The following is a 22,879-nucleotide window of genomic DNA, read 5'->3' on the forward strand; positions in this document are numbered from 1 at the left end:
ATCACCCTGCCACATTCCCCACCATTGTGCAGAGTCATGCGCATAAACGTATAACTTTTAGACATAATTCGATGTTGCAGCGCGCCATGGCGTGCCACCGCCCCTTGATCTTCAGAAAGTTTTTTGAAATATGAAACACGCGTCCGCAGGCAGCTTCCTCTCACACGTCGCCCTTCGCAACCCAGGGCAGCCCGAGTTTCTGCAAGCTGTCACCGAGGTGATGGAAAGCCTGTGGCCCTTCATTGAAGAACACCCCCGCTACGCCGAGCACGGCCTGCTGGAGCGCCTGGTGGAGCCCGAGCGCATCGTCATGTTCCGCGTGTCGTGGGTGGACGACCACGGCAGCGTGCAGGTCAACCGGGGCTACCGCATTCAGCACAGCATGGCGATTGGCCCGTACAAGGGCGGCATCCGGTTCCATCCGTCGGTCAACCTCTCGGTGCTGAAGTTTCTGGCGTTTGAGCAGACCTTCAAGAACGCTCTGACCACCCTGCCCATGGGCGGCGGCAAGGGCGGCAGCGACTTTGACCCCAAGGGCAAGAGCCCGGGAGAAGTCATGCGCTTTTGCCAGGCCTTTGTGTCCGAGCTGTTCCGCCACGTGGGTGCCGACACGGACGTGCCCGCCGGCGACATCGGCGTGGGCGGCCGCGAGGTGGGCTTCATGGCCGGCATGATGAAAAAGCTCAGCAACCGGGCCGACTGCGTGTTTACCGGCAAGGGGCTGTCGTTTGGCGGGTCGCTGGTGCGCCCCGAAGCCACGGGCTACGGCACGGTGTACTTTGCGCAGGAAATGCTCAAGTCCAAAGGCCGCTCGCTCGACGGCTTGCGTGTGTCGGTCTCCGGTTCGGGCAACGTCGCGCAATACGCCGTCGAAAAGGCCATGGAACTGGGTGCCAAGGTGGTCACGGTCTCGGATTCGAGCGGCACCATCGTGGACGAAGACGGGTTCACCCCTGCCAAGCTGGCCGAACTCATGGAAGTGAAGAACCATCTGTATGGCCGCGTGAGCGACTACGCAGCCCGCACCGGCGCCACCTTTGAAGCCGGGGTACGCCCTTGGCATGTACCAGTGGATGTGGCCCTGCCCTGCGCCACCCAGAATGAGCTGGACGCGAACGACGCGGCGGTGCTGATCAAGAACGGCGTGGTCTGCGTGGCCGAGGGCGCCAACATGCCGTCGACCATCGACGCAGCCAAGGCGTTTGAGGCTGCGGGCGTGCTCTATGCCCCGGGCAAGGCCAGCAACGCAGGCGGTGTGGCCACATCGGGCCTGGAGATGAGCCAGAACGCCGCGCGCCTGTCCTGGCCGCGCGAAGAGGTGGACGCGCGCCTGCTGCAGATCATGCAGGGCATCCACGCTGCCTGCCTGCACTACGGCAAACGCAGCGATGGCACGGTGAGCTATGTGGACGGCGCCAACATCGCCGGTTTTGTGAAGGTGGCCGACGCCATGCTGGCGCAGGGCGTGGTGTAACCCTGGGGTTTCGAGCCCTGCACACCAACAACGATGGGGCTGCGGCCCCATTTTTGTTTTTGGCGTACTGCGCGGCACAGGCTATGCTGTTCTTGCCGATCTTCGTGTCATCTGTTGGGAGTCCATCGTGGAAATTTTCAGCTTTCTGAACGTCATGGTTGAAAAAGGAGGCTCCGACCTCTTTTTCAGCGTGGGCGCGCCGGTCAATCTCAAGATCGAAGGCGTGACCCACCCCTTGAAGATGCCCGTGCTGCTGCCCGGCCAGGTCAAGCAACTGGCCTACTCGGTGATGAACGAAAAGCAGATCAGCGAGTTCGAGGCCAAGCAGGAGATGAACCTGTCGATCTCGGCCGAGAACCTGGGGCGGTTTCGGGTTAATGTGTTTGTGCAGCGTGGCGAAACCGGCATGGTGGTGCGCTACATCAAGAACAAGATCCCACCCCTGGCAGCGCTGGGCCTGCCCCCGGTGCTGGAAAAGCTGGTGCTGCGCAAACGCGGCCTGGTGCTGGTGACGGGCGCCACCGGCTCGGGCAAATCGACCACGCTGGCCTCGATGATCAACTACCGCAACGAGAACGTGACGGGCCACATCCTCACCATCGAAGACCCGCTGGAGTTTTTGCACGCACACAAGCGCTCGGTGGTGGACCAGCGTGAGGTGGGAATCGACACGCAGTCGTACGAAGAAGCTCTCAAGAACGCGCTGCGCGAGGCACCCGACGTAATCATGATCGGCGAGATCCGCGACCGCAACACCATGAAGCAGGCGATTGCCTATGCCGAGACCGGCCACCTGTGCCTGTCCACGCTGCACGCCAACAACGCCAACCAAGCCATGGAGCGGGTCATCAACTTCTTCCCCGAAGACGCCCACCACCAGCTGCTGATGGACCTGAGCCTGAACCTGGCCGGCGTGATCTCGCAGCGCCTGATCCCCGGCCTGCACGAAAAGCTGGTGCCTGCGGTGGAAGTGATGCTCAACTCGCCCTACATCGCCGACCTCATCGCCAAGGGCGAGTTCTCGGGCATCAAGGAAGCCATGGGCCACAGCACCGAGATTGGCATGTGCACGTTTGACCAGGCGCTGTACCAGCTGTACAAGGACGACCGGATTTCGCTGGAAGAAGCCCTGCACAACGCCGATTCGCGCACCGACCTGGCGCTGCGGGTGCGCCTGGCAGCAGGCGTTTCTACGCAGGACGCGGGGGATCTTTCCATCGACACGTCTTCGCCCATGCAGTCGGCCTCGCGGCTGTCGTGACGGCCGCCGCGCGCATGCAGCAGTGGCCGTTTCCGCCGTTCTTTCGGGACGCCCGGCCGGCCGACGCCGTGGCGCCGGCCGAGGCCATCGTGTTCACCACCACCGGAGACACCCACCACGGCGTGCTGGAGCGTTTTGATCCGCAGGCAAAGCTGGCGCTGCTGGCACCGCATGAAGGCGCCGCCGCTGTGGCGCTGCCTTTTGAAGCCATCAAGAGCATCCAGCTCATGCCGCCGATTGCACTGACGGCCGATGCCGAGCTGGCCCTCCGCTACCAGGCCCCCGGAGGGCACGAGGTCAACACCACGTCGCGCCCCTTCACCGTGCAGTTCATCGACGGAGAACACCTGCGTGGCGAGACCAAGGGTTTTGTCAAAACCCGCCAGGGCCTGTTCTTCTATCTGACCACCGACGCCGAGCACTGTGTGCGGATTTTTATCCCCACCACCGCGCTGCACAACTACCAGGTGGGGGGCCTGCTGGGCCAGCACCTGATCCGGTCGCATCTGGTCAGCGCCGAGACTGTGCAACAGGCCCTGACGGAGCAGGAGCGGCGTCGGCAGGAACTGCCCGCGGGCGGCCCAAACGGCCCGGCCACCCACGACGCGGCGCAGCCCATCGACAACCCGGCGCAGTTGGCCGGGCAGATCACGCAGATCGGCAGCTTTGTGCCAGTGCGGCTGGGCGACATCCTCATCAACCAGGGGCTGGTGAGCAACGACCAGATACGCCAGGCACTCACGCTGATGCAGCGGGGCCACAAGCACCTGCTGGGCAACATCCTGGTGGAGATGGGAGCGCTGAGCCGGGCCCAGCTGACCGAGGTGGTAGCACAGCAGTTCAGCATTCCGCTCGTGGCGCTGGATGGGTTTGTGGTGCAGCCGGAGGTGCTGCGCATGGTGCCCAAGGAATATGCAGTGGAGCACCAGGTGCTGCCGCTGCTGGTGAGCGACAAAAGCCTGGTGGTGGCGGTGGAAAGCCCGGTCGATGCCGACTACCTGGACGAACTGCGGTTCTCGGCCCAGAAGCAGGTGGTGCCGGTCATCGCCAACCCCGAAGAACTGGCCGCGCGCATCACGCTCGAATACTCCAAACTGGGCATGGACCGCACCGATCTGTCGATCGAGGAAGAGCTGCGGCAACTGTCGCAGCGGCTCAGCGCCAGCGATTCCGCTCCCGGCTACCCCGATCTGCAGCGGCAGGTGTCCGACAACGACAGCCTGGTGGTCCGGCTGGTCAACAAGACCATCCTGGATGCGCAGGCGCGCGGCGCCTCCGACATCCACATCGAGGCCTACCCCGAGGAGCAGCCCACACTGATCCGCCTGCGCGTGGATGGCGATCTGACGGAGTACATGCGCATCCCTTTCGTGCTGCGCGCGGCGCTGCTGTCACGCGTCAAGATCATGGCCAACCTGGACATCTCCGAGCACCGGCTGCCGCAGGACGGCAAGATCGACTTCTCGCGCTTTGGCCACACCAAGCTGGAGCTGCGCGTGGCCGTGCTGCCCACCACCAATGGGCTCGAAGACATCGTGATGCGGCTGCTGGCCTCGTCCAAACCTATCCCCCTGGCCAAGCTGGGCATGGATGCGGCCCTGGTCGGGCAGCTGCAGCAGATGGTGCACCGCAGCTATGGCCTGATCCTGGTGTGCGGGCCGACCGGGTCGGGCAAGACCACCACCCTGCACTCGCTGCTGGCCGAGGTGAACCATCCGGACACCAAGATCTGGACCGCCGAAGACCCGATCGAGATCACGCACCAAGGCCTGCGGCAGATCCAGATGCACCCCCGCATCGGGCTCACCTTTGCCACCGCCATGCGCGCGTTCTTGCGGGCGGACCCGGACGTGATCATGGTGGGCGAGATGCGCGACAGCGAAACCGCACACATCGCCATCGAGGCCTCGCTGACCGGCCACATGGTGATGTCCACCCTGCACACCAACAGCGCCCCCGAGAGCGTGATCCGCATGCTGGACATGGGGCTGGACCCATTCAACTTTGCCGATGCGCTGGTGGGGGTGCTGAGCCAGCGCCTGGCGCGCCGCCTGTGCCCCGACTGCAAGCAGCCCTACACCCCAGGTGCCGACGAGCTGCAGCAGATCGCCACCGACTACACGGCTGGCACCGGGCTGGCGCCGGACGCACTGCTGGCCACATGGCGCACCCGCTTTGTGCCCGCTGGGGCCACCGGCTGGGTGCTGTATCGCGCACAGGGCTGCAGCCATTGCGACCACACGGGCTACAAAGGCCGCGTGGGCATCTACGAGCTGATGGCCGCCTCGCCGGGCATCAAGAAGCTGATCCAGACCCGCGCGCCGGTGGACCAGTTGTTCGAGGCCGCCACCGAACAAGGCATGCTGCGGCTGCTGCAGTATGGGCTGCTCAAGGTGCTGGAGGGCGTGACCGACCAGCGCAGCGTGCGCGGTGCGTGTTCGTGAGGCTGGGCCTGGCCCAGTCCACTGCAGCAAGCACAACCGCCCGTCGAACTTTGTCGCGCTGAACGACTCAGTCGGACGATGAAAAGAACCGCCCTCCTCCTGTCCCTGACGCTGGCCGTTGCTGTCAGCGTGGGCTGCGCCACCCTCGACGCCAAGCAGCGCGAATGGATCTTCCAGCCCAGCGACCGCAGCTGGGGCGGTGCGCAGTCCACGGCAGACATGCAGGATGTCTGGATCGACTTCCAGCCCGACGCCAGCGGCAAGACCGAGCGCCTGCATGGCCTGTGGCTGGCCCATGAACGTGCCGATGCGCCGGTGCTGCTCTATTTGCACGGTGCACGCTGGAACGTGGCGGGCTCGGCGGCCCGCATCCGGCGCATGCAGGAGCTGGGCTTTTCGGTGCTGGCCATCGACTACCGGGGCTTCGGCCAAAGCAGCGCCGGGCTGCCGTCCGAGGCGACCGCCAGCGAAGACGCCCGCGCCGCGTGGGACTGGCTGGCCCAGCAGCAACCGGGCAAGCCCCGCTACATCTTCGGCCACTCGCTGGGCGGCGCCATTGCCATCGACCTGGCCCGCCAGGTGTCCGACGAACAGGGCACCATGGTGGAAGGCACGTTCACCAGCATCCCCGATGTGGTCAGCACCTTTAAGTGGGGCTGGTTGCCCGTGTCGGGCCTGATCACGCAGCGATTTGAGTCCGTCCGCAAGGTGGCCGAGATCGGCTCGCCCCTGCTGGTGGTGCACGGCAGCCAGGACAGCCTGATCCAGCCCGCCCTGGGCCGCAAGCTCTTCGAGGCGGCGCAGGAGCCCAAGCAGTTTGTGTTGGTGGAAGGCGGGTCGCACCACAACACCAACTCGGTAGGGCAACCCGCGTATCGGCAAGCCATGGCATCGCTGTTCAAGCTGAGGTAGAGACACCCCCCTGAGGCGCTGCGCGCCTTCCCCCCGCTCTCGCAGCGCTGCGCGCTGTGGGCAGGGGGACGCAGCCCTCGCTGCGGGGCGGCCCTTGCTCGGCTGCCCTGGCCTGGGTCGCGCCGGTATCGAAGGCCCTGTCTGGTACGCTCCAGCGGTTATGTCCGCTCCCTCTACCGCAGCTGCTGGCGCTGCTCCCCCTGCCTCCATCAACCCAGGCATGGCCATCCTGGTGCTGGCCATGCTGCTCTCCATTCAGCCCGTCACCACTGACCTGTACCTGCCCGCATTGCCCGCCCTCACGCGCAGCCTGGGGGCTCAGATGGCCGCTGCACAGCTCACGCTCAGCGGGCTGCTGCTGGCGTTTGGCTGCTCGCAAATGGTGTGGGGGCCGTTGTCAGACCGCTTTGGCCGCCGCCCCATCCTTCTGGCGGGGCTGGGCATCTACACCGTAGCTTCGCTGGGTAGCGCCTTTGCGCCCACCATGACACTGCTCATCGTGTGGCGCATTGCCCAGGGTGCCGCCATGGGCGCGGTGGTGATGTGTGCCCGGGCCATCGTGCGCGACCTGTACACCCCGCTCGATGGCGCGCGCGCCATGTCCAAGGCACTCACCGGGCTCGGGATTGTGGCCTGCATCTGCGCACCACTGGGTGGGGTGCTGAGCGAGTGGCTGGGCTGGCGCGCGGCGCTGATGGCGCTCACGGTGTATGCCGTGGCCACGCTGGCACTGGTGGCGCTGCGCTTGCCCGAGACCCTGGCGCACCGCAACCCGAAAGCCCTGCAGCCCCGCGCCCTGGTCGGCACCTGGATGCATGTGTTGCGCAGCCCCACATTCTGGGCGTTCTCGCTGCAGACCACAGCCACCTATGGCGGGCTGTTCACCTTTCTGGCCGCGTCGTCGTTTGTCTTCATCGACGTGCTGGGTCTCACGCGCACGCAGTTCGGGTGGACGATGGCGTCGGCCTGCGTGGCGTACCTCGCGGGCACTTTCCTGTGCCGGCGCCTGCTGGTACGCCAGGGCCTGCTGCGCACCGTGGCCATTGCTGGCGCGCTGAGCGTGAGCGGCGGCACGCTGATGGCGGCCGTGGCCTTCATGGGCTGGCACCAGCCGTGGGCGCTGCTGTTGCCCTTTTACCTGTTCATGCTGGGCCACGGCATCCACCAGCCCTGCGGGCAAAGCGGTGCGGTGGGGCCGTTTCCCAAAGCGGCCGGCGTGGCGTCTGCGCTCAATGGTTTCATGATGATGCTGGCCGCGTTCGGGATTGGCGGCTGGCTGGGCATGCGGCTGGACGGCACGGTGTGGCCGCTGGTCAACGGCATCTGGTTCTGGTCGGTGGTGCTGGCCCTGATCTCGTGGACGCTGGTGCAAAAATTTGGAGCGCCGCGTGAGCATGCCTGAGCCCCTGCTGCACGCCGCTCTGCCCGCCATCGCACTGGCAGGCCCCACAGCCTCGGGCAAGACGGCGGGTGCCCTCGCGCTGGCGGCTGTGCTGGGCAAGCAGGGCACGCCGGTGGAGATCATCAGCGTGGACTCGGCCCTCGTGTACCGGGGCATGGACATCGGCACCGCCAAGCCCACGCCCGACGAGCTTGCCGCTGTCCCGCACCACCTTATCGACATCCGCGACCCGCTGCAGGCCTACAGCGCGGCCGAGTTCGTGCAGGACGCCACGCGGCTCATCGCCGAGATCCGTGCGCGCGGTGCCCTGCCGCTGCTGGTGGGCGGCACCATGCTGTACTTCAAGGCGCTGTTTGACGGCATTGACGACATGCCCGCCGCAGACCCTGCCGTGCGCGCACAGATCGAAGCCCAGGCCGCAGAGCAGGGCTGGCCCGCACTGCATGCCGAGCTGGCCCGCGTAGACCCCGTGACGGCCGCACGCCTGGCCCCGGCCGACAGCCAGCGCATTCAGCGCGCGCTGGAGGTGTGGCAAGTGTCCGGCCAACCCCTGTCGAGCTTTCACACTACTAAAAAGATAGCTGGTGGCGCTTGTGGGATAAGCGCTAGAGCCTTATTTTCCTTAGAACCTCACGACCGCGCCTGGCTGCACGGCCGCATTGCCCAGCGTTTTGACGCCATGCTGGCCAGCGGCTTCATCGACGAAGTGCGGGCCCTGCGCGCGCGCGGCGACCTGCACCCGGACCTGCCCTCCATGCGCTGCGTGGGCTACCGCCAGGCGTGGGAAGAGCTGGACTTCCAGGCGGCCAAGGGCCCCGACGCGCCGCTGAACCTCGCCTTTTTGCGCGAGCGCGGCATTGCGGCCACACGCCAGCTGGCCAAGCGCCAGATCACCTGGCTGCGCAGCATGCACGAGCGCCACACCATCGCCTGCGACCAACCCCACGCCGTCGCCCAGCTCGTGCAGGCCGTGCTGCAGCGGCTGCAGCAGCAGCCGGGCGGACAAGAGCCCCCCACCCCATGACACTGCTGCGCGCCGAACAGCTGGGCAAACACTACGGTGAAACGCCGGTGTTCTCGCACGTGAACTTCACTGTCGAGCCGGGCGAATTCGTGGCCATCGTGGGCGATTCGGGCGTGGGCAAGTCCACCCTGCTCAACTGCCTGGCCGGGCTCGACACCTGGGACACCGGCCGCATCACGCACGGCGCCACCGACCTGGGCCAGCTAAGCGACACAGAGCGCGCCCTGTGGCGCCGCGCCCATGTGGGTTTTGTCTTCCAGGCTTTTCATGTGCTGCCGCACCTGGACGTAGCGCAGAACGTGACCCTGCCGCTGATGCTGCTGGGCCAGAAAGACCCGACGCGCGTACAGCAGATGCTGGACGCCGTAGGCATGGCCGACCTGGGCGCGCGGCTGCCGCAGCAGCTCAGCGGGGGGCAGCTGCAGCGCGTGGCCATTGCCCGTGCCCTCGTGCACCGCCCCGCCCTGCTGCTGGCCGACGAACCCACCGGCAACCTCGACCCCACCACCGCCGCTCGCGTGATGGACCTGCTGCTGGCGCAGACACGCGGGCATGGGGCGTCGCTGGTGCTGGTCACGCACTCCGACGCGGCGGCAGCCCGGGCCGACCGGGTGCTGCGGCTGCGCAGCGACGGCATCAGCGCGGGCGGCTGACTGAGAGGCCTGCCTGTTCAGGGCTCCAGGCGGGGCGCCTGGAAGCGCCCGTTCTGGTGCAGCACCACGGCACGCACCTCGCCGCCGGGATAGCGCTCAAACTCCAGCTCGGCCCGTACCGCGTCATACGCAAACCGGTCTGGCTGCCCCGGCAGCGGATAGACCGTGAAGCGCGGCTGCGAGCCCAGGCGCACCTGCAGGCGACCGTCTTCAGCCTGCACATCCAGCACATTGCCGCCGCGCAGCCTGTAGCGGCCCAGGTAAGGGGCCAGCACGCCCTGGGCCTGGGGTGGTACCAGGCCAAGCACCGGCTCTTCGGACCGGGTTGCCGTCAGGCGTGCCCCAAAGCGTGTGTAGTGAAGCACTGTGGGTCGGCCTTCCGTATTGCGCTCCAAGCGGAACTGGCGGCCGGTGGCTGGCTGCGTGAACGCATCCGGCCCCAGCACCTGCAGCGGCTCAAACACCCCACCCGTGGGGCGGGCTTGCAGTTGCCCATCCACCATGGCAAGGCTCAGGGCGACGGCAGGAGATACCCGGTACACCCCTTCGTACGGGGCAAGCACGGTCGCATCGGTGGCGGGCTGACCGGGCGGCACGGGGTAACGCTGCTTCAACAGTGGCGTCATCACATCCTGCTGCGCGGCACGCGCGTTGCCCACCAAGGCGATCACCGCCTCACCCCTGTCGGGCGCCAGCAACCACACGCTGCGAAAGCCTCCGGTGCCGCCGCCATGCAGCCAGGTGCGCAGCCCATCGCGCTCGCGCAGCATGATGGCGTAGCCGATCTGGCCACCGTCGTGGTCCGCAAGCGGTGTGAACAGGCGCTCGGCCGCTGGGCCCAGGGGCCCTTGCGCGCCCGCCAGCAGCGCGCGGCTGAGCACCAGCATGTCGGCCGTGGTCGAGCGCAAGGCGCCCGCACCGGCAAAGGCATCAAACTCCCACACCGACACCGGCGTCTCGCCCTCGTGCGGTGCAGCAAGGCGGGGTGCCTTGTCGCCCAGCGACTGCACCGTGTCCTGCATGCCCAGCGGGCCGGTGATGCGCTCGTGCACCAGCACCGCCCAGGGTTTGCCGTAGCGCTGGGCCAGCAGCTCGCCCAGCACCGCAAAACCGAGGTTGCTGTATGCGCCAGCGCACGGCGGCGACTGGGTCAGCCGTGCATCGGCCAGGGCTTGCCACAGGCGGGGGCGGTCGTAGCGCAGATAAGGGTTGGCGGGATCGGAATTGTGGCGGAAGTCCGCTGGCAAGCGTGGCAGGCAGGAGGTGTGGGTCACGAGTTGGCGCAAGGTGATGGCTACCACCGGGGCGGGCAAGGCGGGAGCCAGCGCAGATGAGCCATTGAGCAGCCGGCCCAGCGTGTCGTCCAGCGCCAGATCGCCGCGCTCTACGGCCTGCGCCAGCAGCAGGCCGGTAAACACCTTGCTGATCGAGCCCACTTCAAACAGGGCCTGCGCGGGTGCCTCCGCCACGCGGTTGCGGGCTGTGCCGAAAAGGGCCCGCCCCCCGTGCCACACGCCCACCTCAGCCGCGCCGCGCAACGGGCCCAGCGCTGCAGCCGCCATGGCGTCCGCAGGGCCCGACCAGTCGAAACGGGGTGGAGGGGCAGGCACAGCGGGTGTGGTTGCAGCGTGCCCGGCAAACGCTATCCACAGCGCCCCGGCAGCAAGGGCTTGCCACGCAAGGTGGCGTACCGGGGCAAGGATTCCATCACTGCAAACCATTTGATCGCCTCCCTGAAAGGCACCACGGTACGGGTGCCATGGCCGGCATGGTCGCATGCACTGGCTGTGAGCAGGCTTAAGAAGTAGTTCAACATCTATTGGGGAGCGCCATCCGGCGGCGCTCCGGACGGCCATCCGACGCTCCACGGGCCACAGAGATCCCGGCCACGCAGCCCCATGGATCTGCATGCGGCAGGCCGTTGGCGGGCGACCCAACCGCCGTTCGAGGTTCGTCTTGCGCCCACGGAATCAACCAACCCACTCGCCCTGGGAGGGGCGGTGGATTGCATTTTTTCGCGCAAGTCCGATGGAGTTACTCGATGTTCAACCGCTGCGCCGCCTTGTTCACCTTCTTGGGCAGGTTCAGCGTCAGAACACCGTTGTCGTATTTGGCCTTGGCTTGTGCAGCGTCCACATCGGCGGGCAACTGGAAGCTGCGGGCCACCGCGCCGTAGTAGCGCTCCGAGCGCAGCACCTTCTCGCCTTCGCGCTTTTCATCGTGCTGGCGCACCTCGGCGCGCAGGCTGACCACGTTGCCTTCGAGCGAGACATGGATGTCTTCCTTGGCCACGCCGGGCACTTCGGCCAACACGGTGTAGCCGTCCTCGGTTTCCTTCACGTCCACCTTGATCTGGCCGGGGCTGGGCAGGTTGTCGCCGTGCAGCGGGCGCACGTAAAAGCCCGGTGCAATGTCCTTGAAGAAGTCGTCAAACAGACTGCCGCGTGTCACAAGAGAGTTCATGGTTTTGCTCCTGAAAAGGGGTTGAGACAAACAACTGGGCCTGCGCAGGAGGGCGGGCCCCTGAGAAGGTGTGAACGAACCCCACATGCCCGCTCATCCCGCCAAAACGCTCCCGCTCGTTGTGGCAAATGCTCGCCATAGCCCGAGCTATGGCTGCGCTTTGCACCTAGATCGGAAACGTTTTGGCAGCCTGCTCGGGCACGCGGGGCTCATTCACACCTTCTGGCTCCAAGATAGGCGCAGCCTTTCGGCACTTCAAGAGGATGCAAAACGCAAGGTTGACCTGCATCAAACGCTGCTGGGACCAGCCCCTGCGGCCACAATGCAGGCCATGCTTGCATTGCTCCGCACCTTCTCCTGGCAGGACCTGCGCCACCACCCCTGGCGCAGCGCTGCGGCGGTGGCGGCGGTGATGCTGGGCGTGGCGCTGGCGTTTGCGGTGCATGTGATCAATGCGTCGGCGCTGGACGAGTTTTCGCAGGCGGTGCGCGCCGTCAACGGTCAGCCCGACCTGGAATTGCGCGCCATGCAGGGCGATCTGCCCGAGGCGTTGTATGGGCAGCTTGCCACGCACCCCCAGGTGGCGCGCGCCAGCCCGCTGCTGGAGCTGTCGGCCGTGGCGCGAGCCCTGCGGCCGCAGCCAGGTGCTGCAAGCGTGCCCTCCCCCACCAGCGCCCCGCTGCGCGTGCTGGGCGTGGACGCCCTGCTGCTGCCCACCATGGCGCCCGCACTTATGCCACGGCCCTGGGCGGGGGCCGACCGGCTGGCCCTTTTTGCACCGGCCACGGTGTTCCTCAATGCGGCGGCGTTGCAGGCACTGGGTCTGCCCACCACGCCCGCCTCATCGACTGAACCGGCACCGCAACTCCTGCTGCAGGCCGGGCTGCAGCAATGGCCGGTGCGCGTGGCCGGCACGGTGGCCGCCGGGGGCGCCCCCCTGGCGGTGATGGACATCGGCGCAGCGCAGGACCTGTTTGGCCGCGCAGGCCAGCTCAGCCGCATCGACCTGCAGCTGCAGCCGGGCACCGACCGCAGCGCGTGGGAGCAGGCCGTGCGCGCGCTGCCCGGCTGGCCGTCGCAGGTGGTGTTTGCGCAGCCGGGCGACGCGGCGCAGCGCATCAGCAATCTGTCGCGCGCCTACCGCGTGAACCTCACGGTGCTTGCGCTGGTGGCCTTGTTCACGGGCGCATTTCTGGTGTTTTCGGTGCTGGCGCTCAGCGTGGCGCAGCGTGCGCCGCAGTTTGCGCTGCTGGCCGTGCTGGGCGCCACACCGCGCCAGCGCCTGGCGCTGGTGCTGGCCGAATCCGCCATGCTGGGCCTGGTGGGCAGCGCCGCCGGCATCGCCCTGGGCACGGCCCTGGCCGCTGCCGCGCTGCGCTTGCTGGGGGGCGACCTGGGCGGTGGCTACTTTGCAGGGGTGCAGCCGGTTCTGCAGTGGAGCGCGCCAGCAGCCCTGGCCTATGCCGCGCTGGGTGTGCTGGCAGCACTGGTGGGTGGCTGGTGGCCCGCGCGCGCCGCGCAGACACTGCCGCCCGCGCAAACCTTGAAAGGCCTGGGCACCGTGTCAAGCCAGGCGGGCAAAGGCTGGATAGGTATTATTTTGATAGCTATTGGCGCTGTACTGACGAGCGCTCCGCCCATTTTTGGCATACCACTTGCCGCGTACCTGGCCATCGGCCTGTTGCTGGTGGGTGGCATTGTTGTACTGCCCTGGGCCATGGCCTGGCTGTTGCACCACCTGCAGCCGCTGGCCGCACGCCACGCCCTGGCGCTGCTGGCGCTGGAGCGCGCGCGGCGCATGCGTGGCACGGCCGCTATCGCAGTGGGCGGCGTGGTGGCCAGCCTGAGCCTGGCCGTCGCGCTGACGGTGATGGTGTCGAGCTTTCGCGGCTCGGTCACGCAGTGGCTGGACGCAGTGCTGCCATCGCCCCTGTATGTGCGCTCGGCCCTGGGTGTGCCGGGCAGCGAGGCTGCACTGCTGCCTGCGGGCTTCGCCGAATCCGTCGCGCAATTACCTGGACTGGCGCGTGTGCAAGCCCTGCGCGCGAGCCCGCTGCAGCTGGATGCCACGCGCCCCGCGCTCACGGTCATGAGCCGCCCACTGGGTAACGATCCGGCGCAAAGTCTGCCACTGGTGGGCGAGGCCCTGCGCGTGCCCGCGGGGCGCACCGGCGTCTACATCAGCGAGGCGGTGGTGGACCTGTATGGGCTACGCCCTGGTATGGAGTGGCCTGCACTTTCTGATGCTTTTAGCCCCCTGGCGCTTGATAGACAAGCGCAACCAGCTATCTTTTATATAGCAGGCGTATGGCGCGACTACGCCCGGCAGTCGGGCGCCGTGGCCATGGACCGCACCGTATGGCTGCGCCTGACCGGCGATGCCCGCACCAGCGACCTGGCGCTGTGGCCCGCCGAGGGAGCAGACATCGCAGAGTTGCAGGACTCGATCCGCGCAGTGGCAGCCGCGCAGGCGGGCCGTGTGCCCAAGGCCCGGAAGAGCGCCAGCGCGGTGGACGGGGCCCTGGTGGAGTTCGTCTCCGCAGGCGCTATCCGTGAACGGTCGCTGCGCATCTTCGACCGCAGCTTTGCCGTCACCTACTGGCTACAGGCCGTGGCCATCGGCATCGGCCTGTTTGGTGTGGCCGCCAGCTTCAGCGCCCAAATCCTCGCGCGCCGCAAGGAGTTCGGCCTGCTCGCCCACCTGGGCCTCACGCGGCGCCAGATCCTGGCTGTGGTGGCCGGCGAAGGCGCCGCCTGGACGGGCGTGGGCGCGGCCGCAGGCTTGCTGCTGGGCCTGGGCGTATCGGTGGTACTGGTGCACGTGGTCAACCCGCAGAGCTTTCACTGGACGATGGATCTGGCGGTGCCGGGGGGGAGGCTGCTGGGGTTGTGTGCTGCGGTGGTGGTGTCAGGCACGGTCACCGCATGGCTGGCGGGGCGGGCGGCGGCGGGGAGGGATGCGGTGATGGCGGTGAAGGAGGATTGGTGATAGCACCCAAAGGATCAGCAAGAGCCCTTCCGCGCTAGATGCCTCAAATACAGTCCATTCGCATGTAGAAATACTAACCAAGACGAGGCAGATGGTCCTGATGCAAGGCCCGCATGATCTACTTCGCACGTTTTGGGAGCTGCATCGTTGTTGAATGACAGGAGAAAAGGGTGCTTCAAAAGAAAGTTCTGGATTGGCTACATTCGACCGGATTCCCTTTGGAGATGGCGGTGGCGAACGCGTTCCGACGCGAGAAATTTGAGATCAGACAATCGACTCCTTATCTAGATCCCGAAACGGGCAAGGGAAGAGAAATGGATGTCGTAGCGATTGATCCTGACTACATTGGTGCAATCGAAATTAACTTCGTATTGGAGTGCAAATCATCGGCTAAACCATGGATCGTGCTTACCTCCGATGACGCTTTTGGGAACTACAACAGGTTCTCGGCCTTTGCTGCAATGACCAACTCAGCTCGCAACGCACTGGCCAACAAAGAGTCCAATCTTCTTGATTGCTGGCCATCTATCGAACGCGGAGACGAGGGCGGATACGGCTTTAGACAGGCATTGAGCGACGGAGGAGATGCGGCATACACGGCCTCCATCGGCGTTATGAAGGCATGCGTGGACATGGTCCGCTCCGGTGAAAACTGGCCCGCCAAGCCTATGGTTTTCGCGTTTCCCGTAATTGTTGTTGATGCGCCGCTATTCGAGTGTCGATTGCTAACAGATGGAAATCTTGAATTGAAAGAGGTGGCTGAGAGCGAGTTCCTGTTTAGAGCACATTTACCTAAGCCTCTTGGCTGTTCAATTCGAGTCCTAACAAAATCCCAACTACCTGCGTTCGCTGCACGTTCGCGTGAACTGGCACGCGCTTTACGCAAAGACCTCAAAGACGACGAGGCAAAGCTGCTCTCAGCACTTAAGTGACATTCAGGAACCAACTACGGTTGAGAGCGAGCCACTCAACGTGATATCTCCGCCACCTCAATACAGTCAGCGTTGCTCATGACCAGCAATTGCCCCTAATACAAAACGCCCCATGACCCTCCCCACCCCCTGGCTCCACGAAGCCATCGCCCGCATCGAAGCCGACTACCAGCGCAGCGCCGATACGCACCTGATCCCACTGCGCATGCCTGCCTTTGCCGTGCATGGCATTGACCTGTACCTCAAGGACGAATCCACCCACCCCACAGGCAGCCTCAAGCACAGGCTGGCACGGTCGCTGTTTCTGTATGCACTGTGCAATGGCTGGGTGCATGAGGGCTCGACCATCGTCGAGTCGTCCAGCGGCTCCACCGCAGTGAGCGAAGCCTACTTTGCGCGGCTGCTAGGGCTGCCGTTCGTGGCGGTGATGCCGCGCACCACGTCGCCCGAAAAAATTGCGCAAATCGAGTTCCATGGCGGGCGTTGCCACTTCGTGGACAGCGCGGGCGCGGTGTACGACGCGGCCCGCACCATTGCCGCCGAAACCGGCGGCCACTACATGGACCAGTTCACTTATGCCGAGCGGGCCACCGACTGGCGCGGCAACAACAACATTGCCGAGAGCATGTTCACGCAGATGGCGCGCGAGCCGCACCCGGTGCCGCGCTGGATTGTGGTGGGCGCGGGCACGGGCGGCACCAGCGCCACCATTGGCCGCTATGTGCGCTACCAACGCCATGCCACGCAGGTGTGTGTGGCCGACCCGGCGGGTTCGGTGTTCAGCGCCTACCACCGCTCAGGCGATGCCGCGCTGACAGCGCCGGGCTCACGCATTGAGGGCATTGGGCGGCCACGGGTGGAGCCGAGCTTTATCCGCACGCTGGTGGACCGCATGGTGGATGTGGCGGACTGCGAATCCATCGCGGCCATGCGCGCGCTGTCGCAGTTGCTGGGGCGGCGTGTGGGGCCGTCCACCGGAACCAATTTTGTGGCCATGCTGGCGCTGGCCAGCGAGATGCGCGAACGGGGTGAGCGAGGCTCCATCCTGTCGCTGCTGTGTGATGCGGGCGAGCGGTATCTGCCCACGTATTTCGATACCGAGTGGGTGGACCGCACGTTTGGCGATTGCACGGCCGCGCAGCAGAAGGTGGATGCGTTGATGGGCTGAGCGCCCTGCCCCATCCCACCATTCCATCCCGTACCTTGATCCCCACACCATGCACAGCTCCACGCGCCGCCAGTGGCTGATGGGGGCCAGCCTGCAGACAGCGGGGCTGGGCGCGCTGCTCTGGCCGGGTGCGGCGCAGGCGCTGCCTGCGCGCCCGCTGGCCTTTCCGCGCGACCACGGCAGCCACCCGGAGCTGCGCACCGAGTGGTGGTACATCACCGGCCATGTGCAAGCGCAGGGCCAGCCTTGGGGGTTTCAGCTCACGTTTTTCCGCTCACGGGTGGACGCCACACAGGGCCTGCAGTCGGCGTTTGCTGCCAAGCAGCTGCTGTTTGCGCATGTGGCCATCACCGATGTGAAAGGCCAGCGCCTGCGGCATGACCAGCGGATTGCGCGTGCGGGTTTTGGCGTGGCGCAGGCCAGCGAGGCGGACACGCGCATCCGGCTGCAGGACTGGACGTTGGAGCGCAGTGATGTGCCGGGCAGCACGCCCGGTGAGGCGCCGCGCAGCCGCTACACCACGCGCATCACCGGCAGCGAGCTGGGGCTGGAGCTGCAGTTCGACAGCACGCAGCCCGTGCTGCTGCAAGGCCAGCAAGGCCTGTCGCGCAAGGGGCCGGAAGCGACGCAGGCGAGCTACTACTACAGCCAGCCGCAGCTGGCCGTGAGCGGGCACCTGACAGTGGCGGGCCGCCGCATGGCGGTCGAGCCGGGCACCGGCCGCGCGTGGATGGACCACGAGTGGAGCGAGGCGCTGATGCACCCCGAGGCCCAGGGCTGGGACTGGATTGGCATGAACCTGGCCGATGGCAGCGCGCTCACGGCCTTCCGCCTGCGGCGCGCGGATGGGTCTGCGCTGTGGGCCGGAGGGTCGTGGCGGGCACCCGGGCAGGCCGTGCAGGTGTTTGGCGCGCAGGCCGTGGTCTTCGCCCCGCTGCGCACCTGGACCAGCCCGCACAGCGGCGCGCGCTACCCGGTGCAGTGGCGGGTGCTGACGCCGGTGGGGCAGTTTGAGGTGCGCGCGCTGTTGGACAACCAGGAGCTGGACAGCAGTGGGTCCAGCGGCGCGATTTATTGGGAGGGGCTGTCCGACCTGCTGGACGGCAGCGGACAGCCCGTGGGCCGGGGCTATCTGGAGATGACCGGATATGCAAAGCCGCTGCGCCTGTAAGGGCGGCAGCGGATTTTTGAGCAGCATCCAGGTAGCAGCCCGCCGTTGCGGGCCATGACGGGGTCAGTGCTTGGCAGTGTTGCCCGCGCGGCGCTGTGCCAGCCAGGCAATGATTTCGCCCATGATGCCCCGGCGGAAGGCCAGCACGCAGATCACGAAGATCAGCCCCGTGACCATGGTGACGGATTCGCCCAGGGTCTTGAACCACTCCACGCTGGTCAGCGCCGCCAGCAGGTTGCCGAATTCACCGATCTTGTTTTCGAGCAGAACCACCACGGCCGAGCCGATGAGCGGGCCCGACAGTGTGCCCAGGCCGCCCACCAGCGTCATCAGGATGACCTGGCCCGAGGCCGTCCAGTGCACATCCGACAGCGTGGCAAAGCCCAGCACAAGCGTCTTGAGGGAGCCCGCCAGCCCCGCCAGCGCAGCCGACAGCACAAAGGCCAGCAGCTTGAAGCGGTGTGTGTCGTACCCCAGAGAGATTGCGCGGGGCTCGTTCTCTTTGATTCCCTTGAGCACCTGGCCGAACGGCGAGTGGATGGTGCGCACGATAACCAGGAACGCAGCCACCACGATGACCAGCGCCACGTAGTACATGACCAGATCGTCCTTCAGATCGATCAGGCCAAAGAGCTTGCCGCGCGGCACGCCCTGCAAGCCGTCTTCACCCCCGGTGAAGGGGGCTTGCAAGCACACAAAGAACAGCATCTGGGCCAGCGCCAGCGTGATCATTGAAAAATAAATGCCCTGGCGGCGGATGGCCAGCCAGCCAAACAGCAGGCCCAGCAAAGCCCCCCCGGCCGTGCCCAGCAGCAGGCCCACCTCGGGCGTGAGGCCCCACACCTTGATGGCATGCCCCGCCACGTAGGCCGCCCCGCCCAAAAATGCTGCATGCCCGAATGACAGCAGGCCGGTGTAGCCCAGCAGCAGGTTGAACGCCGAAGCAAACAGTGCAAAGCACATGAGCTTCATCACAAAGATGGGATAGGCACCAAGGAAGGGTGCGGCAATCAGGCCCAGCAGTAGCAGGCCGTAGCCGATGGTGGCAGTGTTCTTGAGATTCATGCTGGCTGCCCCTTATTTTTCTTTGCCGAACAGGCCGGCGGGGCGGATGAGGAGAACGATGACCATGATGACAAACACCACGGTGGACGATGCTTCGGGATAGAAGACCTTGGTGAAGCCTTCGATGACGCCCAGGCCCAGCCCGGTCAGGATGGAGCCCATGATGGAGCCCATGCCGCCAATCACCACCACGGCAAACACCACGATGATGAGGTTCTGGCCCATGAGCGGCGTGACCTGGTAGACCGGGGCCGCCAGCACGCCAGCGAAGGCAGCCAGCGCGGCGCCAAAGGCGTAGGTCAGGGTCACCATCACGGGCACGTTGATGCCGAAAGCTTCCACCAGGCGTGGGTTTTCAGTGCCAGCGCGCAGATAAGCGCCGAGCTTGGTCTTCTCGATCACATACCAGGTGGCAAGGCACACCACCACCGAGGCCACCACCACCCAGGCCCGGTAGTTGGGCAGGATCATGAAGCCCAGGTTGGTCGCGCCTTCCAGCAGCTCAGGGGTGTCATAGCCCAGGCCCGACACGCCATAGATGGAGCGGAACACGCCTTCAATCAGCAAGGTGAGGCCGAGCGTGAGCAGCAGGCCATAAAGATGGTCGAGCTTGTAGATCCAGCGCAGCAGCAGGCGTTCGATCAACACCCCAAACAAGCCCACCACCAGCGGCGCCAGCACCAGCATCCACCAATAGTTGATGCCGAAGTAGTTCATCGCCATCCAGGTCATCAGGGCGCCCGTCATGAACAGCGCCCCGTGGGCGAAGTTGATGACGTTGAGCAGGCCAAAGATCACGGCCAGGCCGAGACTGAGGATGGCGTAGAACGACCCATTGACCAGCCCCAGAAGGAGCTGGCTCAACAGGCCCGGCAATGAGACACCAAAAATTTCCATGGGAGGCAGCGGCAGGTGGAGGGGGTTCAGGTCAGGGGGCACAACGCGCCAGGCCAGCCCATCTGGGCGGCTGAGCGCGTTGAGTCCGGCTCAGGGCTTTACTTCCAGAGCGCGCACTTGCTCTCAGCCTTGGTGGTGAACACCGTGTCGCCGGGCAGCTTCTTGACGAGCTTGTAGTAGTCCCAGGGCTTGGTGGACTCCGAAGGCTTCTTCACTTCCATCAGGTACATGTCATGCACGTAACGGCCATCGGGGCGCAGTTGGCCCGACGCAAAGAAGTCGTTCATCTTCATGCCGCGCCATGTGGCCATGACCTTGTCGGCATCCACCGTCTTGGCTGCTTCCACGGCCTTGAGGTAGTTCATCGTGGCGGAGTAATCGGCCGCCTGGATTTCGGTGGGCATGCGCTTGGTCTTCTCGAAGAAACGCGCGGCAAACTTGCGCGTGTCGTCGTTCAGATCCCAGTACCAGCTGGTGGTGAATTGCAGGCCTTCGGTGTTGCGCAGGCCCAGGCTGTGCACGTCGCTGATGAAGATCAGCAGACCCGCCAGCTTCATGCTCTTGCCAATCCCGAACTCCTTGGCAGCCTTGATGGCGTTGATGGTGTCGCCGCCAGCATTGGCGAGACCCAGAATCTGTGCCTTGGAGTTCTGCGCCTGCAACAGGAAGGACGAGAAGTCGGACGCGTTGAGCGGGTGGCGCACGGTGCCCACCACGGTGCCGCCCTTGGCCTTGACGACCGTGCTGGTATCGGCTTCGAGTGCATGGCCGAACGCATAGTCTGCAGTGAGGAAGTACCAGGACTTGCCGCCGGTATCCACGATGGCCGAACCCGTGCCCTTGGCCAACGCCACGGTGTCATAGGCATAGTGCACGGTGTAGGGCGTGCACTGGTCGTTGGTCAGCGCCGAACTGGCGGCGCCGTTGTTGATGTACACACGTTTCTTTTCGGCCGCCACCTTGGCCGATGCCAGGGCCGTGCCAGAGTTGGTGCCACCAAACAGCATGGTCAGGCCCTGGGTGTCGATCCACTCGCGGGCCTTGGAAGCCGCGATGTCGGCCTTGTTCTGGTGGTCTGCGGTGAGCAGCTCGATGGGCATGCCCAGCACCTTGCCGCCAAAATCATCAATCGCCATCTGGATGGCCACCGCACCGTTCTTGCCCTCCACGTCGGCGTACAGGCTGGACATGTCGGTGATGAAGCCGATCTTGACCTTGTCTTGCGCATGCGCGGCCGAGGTGGCCAGGCCAGCGGCGCCCAGCACCAGTGCCAGCGTTTTGAGTTTGTTCTTCATGGATTGTCTCCTGTGGGTGTGGTTGAAGAAAACGGGAAGCAAGACTTCGGGGCGCGTTCAAACGCCCAGCAGTTCGGTGAGCACGGGCATCTTTTCTTCCAGCTCCGACGCGCCAAATTTTTCGACGATGCGGCCGTGCTCCATGACGTAAAAGCGGTCGGCGAGCGGTGCGGCAAAGCGGAAGTTCTGCTCGACCATGACCACGGTGTAGCCTTTCTCGCGCAGCATCATGATCATGCGGGCCAAGGCCTGCACGATGACCGGCGCCAGGCCCTCGGAAATCTCGTCGAGCAGCAGCAACTTGGCGCCAGTGCGCAGAATGCGGGCCACGGCCAGCATCTGCTGTTCGCCGCCCGACAGGCGTGTTCCCTGGCTGTTCTTGCGCTCGGCCAGGTTGGGGAACATGGCATAGATCTCCTGCACCGACATGCCGGGCGTGCCGGTCTTCAGTGCCGGGGGCAGGAGCAGGTTTTCTTCGCACGACAGGCTGGAGAAGATGCCGCGCTCTTCCGGGCAGTAGCCCACGCCCAGGTGCGCAATGCGGTGCGTGGCCATGTGGATGGTCTCCACACCATGGATCTTGACCGAGCCCTTGCGCGCACCGGTCAGGCCCATGATGGCGCGCATGGTGGTGGTGCGGCCCGCGCCGTTGCGGCCCAGCAGCGTGACCACCTCGCCGGGCTGCACAACGATGTCCACACCATGGAGCACGTGCGACTCGCCGTACCAGGCTTCAAGGTTCTTGATTTCGAGGGCGGGAGCGGCAGCCATCAATGCGCTCCTTGGAGTTGACCGTCGGTGGTGCCCATGTAGGCTTCCATGACCTGTGGGTTGTTCGAAACTTCTTCGTAGGGCCCCTCAGCCAGCACTGCGCCGCGCTGCAGCACGGTGATGCGGTCCGCAATGGTGGAGACGACCTTCATGTTGTGCTCGACCATCAAGATGGTGCGACCGGCAGAGACCTTTTTGATCAGCTGGGTGACGCGGTCCACGTCTTCGTGGCCCATGCCCTGGGTGGGCTCGTCCAGCAGCATCAGCTCGGGTTCCATGGCCAGTGTGGTGGCAATCTCCAGCGCGCGCTTGCGGCCGTACGGCAGGTTGACCGTCACTTCGTCGGCCAAGTCTTCCAGGCCCACTTCTGTCAACAACTGCATCGCGCGGTCGTCCAGTTGCGACAGGGTGCGCTCGCTGCGCCAGAAGTGGAACGAGGTGCCCAGCTTGCGCTGCAGGCCCAGGCGCACGTTCTCCATCAGCGTGAGGTGGGGGAACACCGCCGAGATCTGGAACGAGCGGATGACGCCGCGGCGCGCGATCTGTGCGGGCTGCTCTCGCGTGATGTCGTGCCCGTTGAACCGGATGGTGCCCGAGGTGGGTGTGAGAAACTTGGTCAGCAGGTTGAAACACGTGGTCTTGCCTGCGCCGTTGGGGCCGATCAGCGCATGGATGGAGCCCCGGCGGACGGCCAGATTCACATCGCTGACGGCGGTGAAGCCCTTGAACTCTTTGGTCAGGCTGTGGGTTTCAAGAATGACGTCGCTCATTGCGCCTGGGTCGCTCCGTTGGGTGCTGGGGAAAGAAGCCTTGGCCAGCAAGGTCCTCATACATGCGTTGTGATCGCAGTGCATCGTATGCCCCCCTACCCCGCAGTAGATACTGGGACTAATGCCTATGTATAAACGCCTACGCTTTCGGACATCGCGACCTGCGGCGGTGCCCATGGCAACGGTGC

Annotated in this window: 18 protein-coding genes; 11 read left to right on the forward strand and 7 right to left on the reverse strand. The window is 65.5% G+C overall.

From position 1 onward, the window contains the following. Positions 1–130 precede the first annotated feature (130 nt). The 7 genes from gdhA to C8C94_RS10695 all read left to right on the forward strand — a co-directional run bounded on the left by gdhA (position 131) and on the right by C8C94_RS10695 (position 9,170). Positions 131–1,474: an NADP-specific glutamate dehydrogenase gene (gdhA, locus tag C8C94_RS10665; protein WP_055393279.1), complete on the forward strand. Its 1,344-nt coding sequence runs from the start codon at positions 131–133 to the stop codon at positions 1,472–1,474. Between the two features lie 127 nt (positions 1,475–1,601). After that, positions 1,602–2,735, forward strand: coding sequence for a PilT/PilU family type 4a pilus ATPase (locus C8C94_RS10670; RefSeq protein ID WP_121420698.1), 1,134 nt, complete (start codon positions 1,602–1,604; stop codon positions 2,733–2,735). Then, positions 2,732–5,179: a GspE/PulE family protein gene (locus C8C94_RS10675; protein ID WP_121420699.1), complete on the forward strand. Its 2,448-nt coding sequence runs from the start codon at positions 2,732–2,734 to the stop codon at positions 5,177–5,179. Before C8C94_RS10670 ends, C8C94_RS10675 begins: the two co-directional genes overlap by 4 nt. 78 nt (positions 5,180–5,257) lie before the next feature. Then, positions 5,258–6,091: an alpha/beta hydrolase gene (locus C8C94_RS10680; RefSeq protein ID WP_121420700.1), complete on the forward strand. Its 834-nt coding sequence runs from the start codon at positions 5,258–5,260 to the stop codon at positions 6,089–6,091. Between the two features lie 160 nt (positions 6,092–6,251). Beyond that, positions 6,252–7,493 carry a multidrug effflux MFS transporter gene (locus C8C94_RS10685; protein WP_121420701.1) on the forward strand — a complete coding sequence of 414 codons (1,242 nt, stop codon included), beginning with the start codon at positions 6,252–6,254 and terminating at the stop codon, positions 7,491–7,493. Beyond that, positions 7,486–8,517 (forward strand): tRNA (adenosine(37)-N6)-dimethylallyltransferase MiaA, encoded by a 1,032-nt coding sequence (miaA, locus tag C8C94_RS10690; protein WP_121420702.1) that lies wholly within the window; start codon positions 7,486–7,488, stop codon positions 8,515–8,517. Before C8C94_RS10685 ends, miaA begins: the two co-directional genes overlap by 8 nt. After that, positions 8,514–9,170: an ABC transporter ATP-binding protein gene (locus C8C94_RS10695; RefSeq protein ID WP_121420703.1), complete on the forward strand. Its 657-nt coding sequence runs from the start codon at positions 8,514–8,516 to the stop codon at positions 9,168–9,170. The genes miaA and C8C94_RS10695 overlap by 4 nt, the downstream gene beginning before the upstream one ends. 17 nt (positions 9,171–9,187) lie before the next feature. Here C8C94_RS10695 and C8C94_RS10700 read toward each other — a convergent pair whose 3' ends face one another. Continuing rightward, on the reverse strand, positions 9,188–10,780 hold the full coding sequence (locus C8C94_RS10700) for a serine hydrolase (RefSeq protein ID WP_158603816.1): 1,593 nt from the start codon (positions 10,778–10,780) through the stop codon (positions 9,188–9,190). 424 nt (positions 10,781–11,204) lie between these two features. Then, the gene (locus C8C94_RS10705) at positions 11,205–11,633 is read right to left on the reverse strand and encodes an Hsp20/alpha crystallin family protein (RefSeq protein ID WP_055393269.1); all 429 of its coding nucleotides are present in this window, start codon (positions 11,631–11,633) and stop codon (positions 11,205–11,207) included. Positions 11,634–11,955: 322 nt separating this feature from the next. On the opposite strand from C8C94_RS10705, the gene C8C94_RS10710 reads away from it, so the two are divergent. The 4 genes from C8C94_RS10710 (at position 11,956) to C8C94_RS10720 (ending at position 17,893) form a co-directional block, all read left to right on the forward strand. Further along, positions 11,956–14,622 carry an ABC transporter permease gene (locus tag C8C94_RS10710; RefSeq protein ID WP_121420705.1) on the forward strand — a complete coding sequence of 889 codons (2,667 nt, stop codon included), beginning with the start codon at positions 11,956–11,958 and terminating at the stop codon, positions 14,620–14,622. Between the two features lie 170 nt (positions 14,623–14,792). Then, positions 14,793–15,554: a hypothetical protein gene (locus C8C94_RS25460; protein WP_147433248.1), complete on the forward strand. Its 762-nt coding sequence runs from the start codon at positions 14,793–14,795 to the stop codon at positions 15,552–15,554. A gap of 112 nt (positions 15,555–15,666) precedes the next feature. Continuing rightward, complete coding sequence (locus tag C8C94_RS10715) at positions 15,667–16,722, forward strand: PLP-dependent cysteine synthase family protein (protein ID WP_121420706.1); 1,056 nt, start codon at positions 15,667–15,669, stop codon at positions 16,720–16,722. A gap of 49 nt (positions 16,723–16,771) precedes the next feature. Further along, positions 16,772–17,893, forward strand: coding sequence for a lipocalin-like domain-containing protein (locus C8C94_RS10720; RefSeq protein ID WP_121420707.1), 1,122 nt, complete (start codon positions 16,772–16,774; stop codon positions 17,891–17,893). 63 nt (positions 17,894–17,956) lie between these two features. Here C8C94_RS10720 and C8C94_RS10725 read toward each other — a convergent pair whose 3' ends face one another. From C8C94_RS10725 to C8C94_RS10745, 5 genes are all read right to left on the reverse strand, one after another. Continuing rightward, positions 17,957–18,958, reverse strand: coding sequence for a branched-chain amino acid ABC transporter permease (locus tag C8C94_RS10725; protein WP_055393257.1), 1,002 nt, complete (start codon positions 18,956–18,958; stop codon positions 17,957–17,959). Between the two features lie 12 nt (positions 18,959–18,970). After that, positions 18,971–19,855 carry a branched-chain amino acid ABC transporter permease gene (locus C8C94_RS10730; RefSeq protein ID WP_010463953.1) on the reverse strand — a complete coding sequence of 295 codons (885 nt, stop codon included), beginning with the start codon at positions 19,853–19,855 and terminating at the stop codon, positions 18,971–18,973. Positions 19,856–19,953: 98 nt separating this feature from the next. Continuing rightward, complete coding sequence (locus C8C94_RS10735) at positions 19,954–21,150, reverse strand: ABC transporter substrate-binding protein (RefSeq protein WP_055393256.1); 1,197 nt, start codon at positions 21,148–21,150, stop codon at positions 19,954–19,956. Between the two features lie 57 nt (positions 21,151–21,207). Further along, positions 21,208–21,921 (reverse strand): ABC transporter ATP-binding protein, encoded by a 714-nt coding sequence (locus C8C94_RS10740; RefSeq protein WP_055393254.1) that lies wholly within the window; start codon positions 21,919–21,921, stop codon positions 21,208–21,210. Next, on the reverse strand, positions 21,921–22,691 hold the full coding sequence (locus C8C94_RS10745; protein ID WP_055393252.1) for an ABC transporter ATP-binding protein: 771 nt from the start codon (positions 22,689–22,691) through the stop codon (positions 21,921–21,923). The genes C8C94_RS10740 and C8C94_RS10745 overlap by 1 nt, the downstream gene beginning before the upstream one ends. Between the last annotated feature and the right edge of the window lie 188 nt (positions 22,692–22,879).

This window comes from Acidovorax sp. 94 (assembly GCF_003634645.1).
In the GTDB taxonomy this organism is placed as follows: Bacteria; Pseudomonadota; Gammaproteobacteria; order Burkholderiales; family Burkholderiaceae_C; genus Acidovorax; species Acidovorax facilis.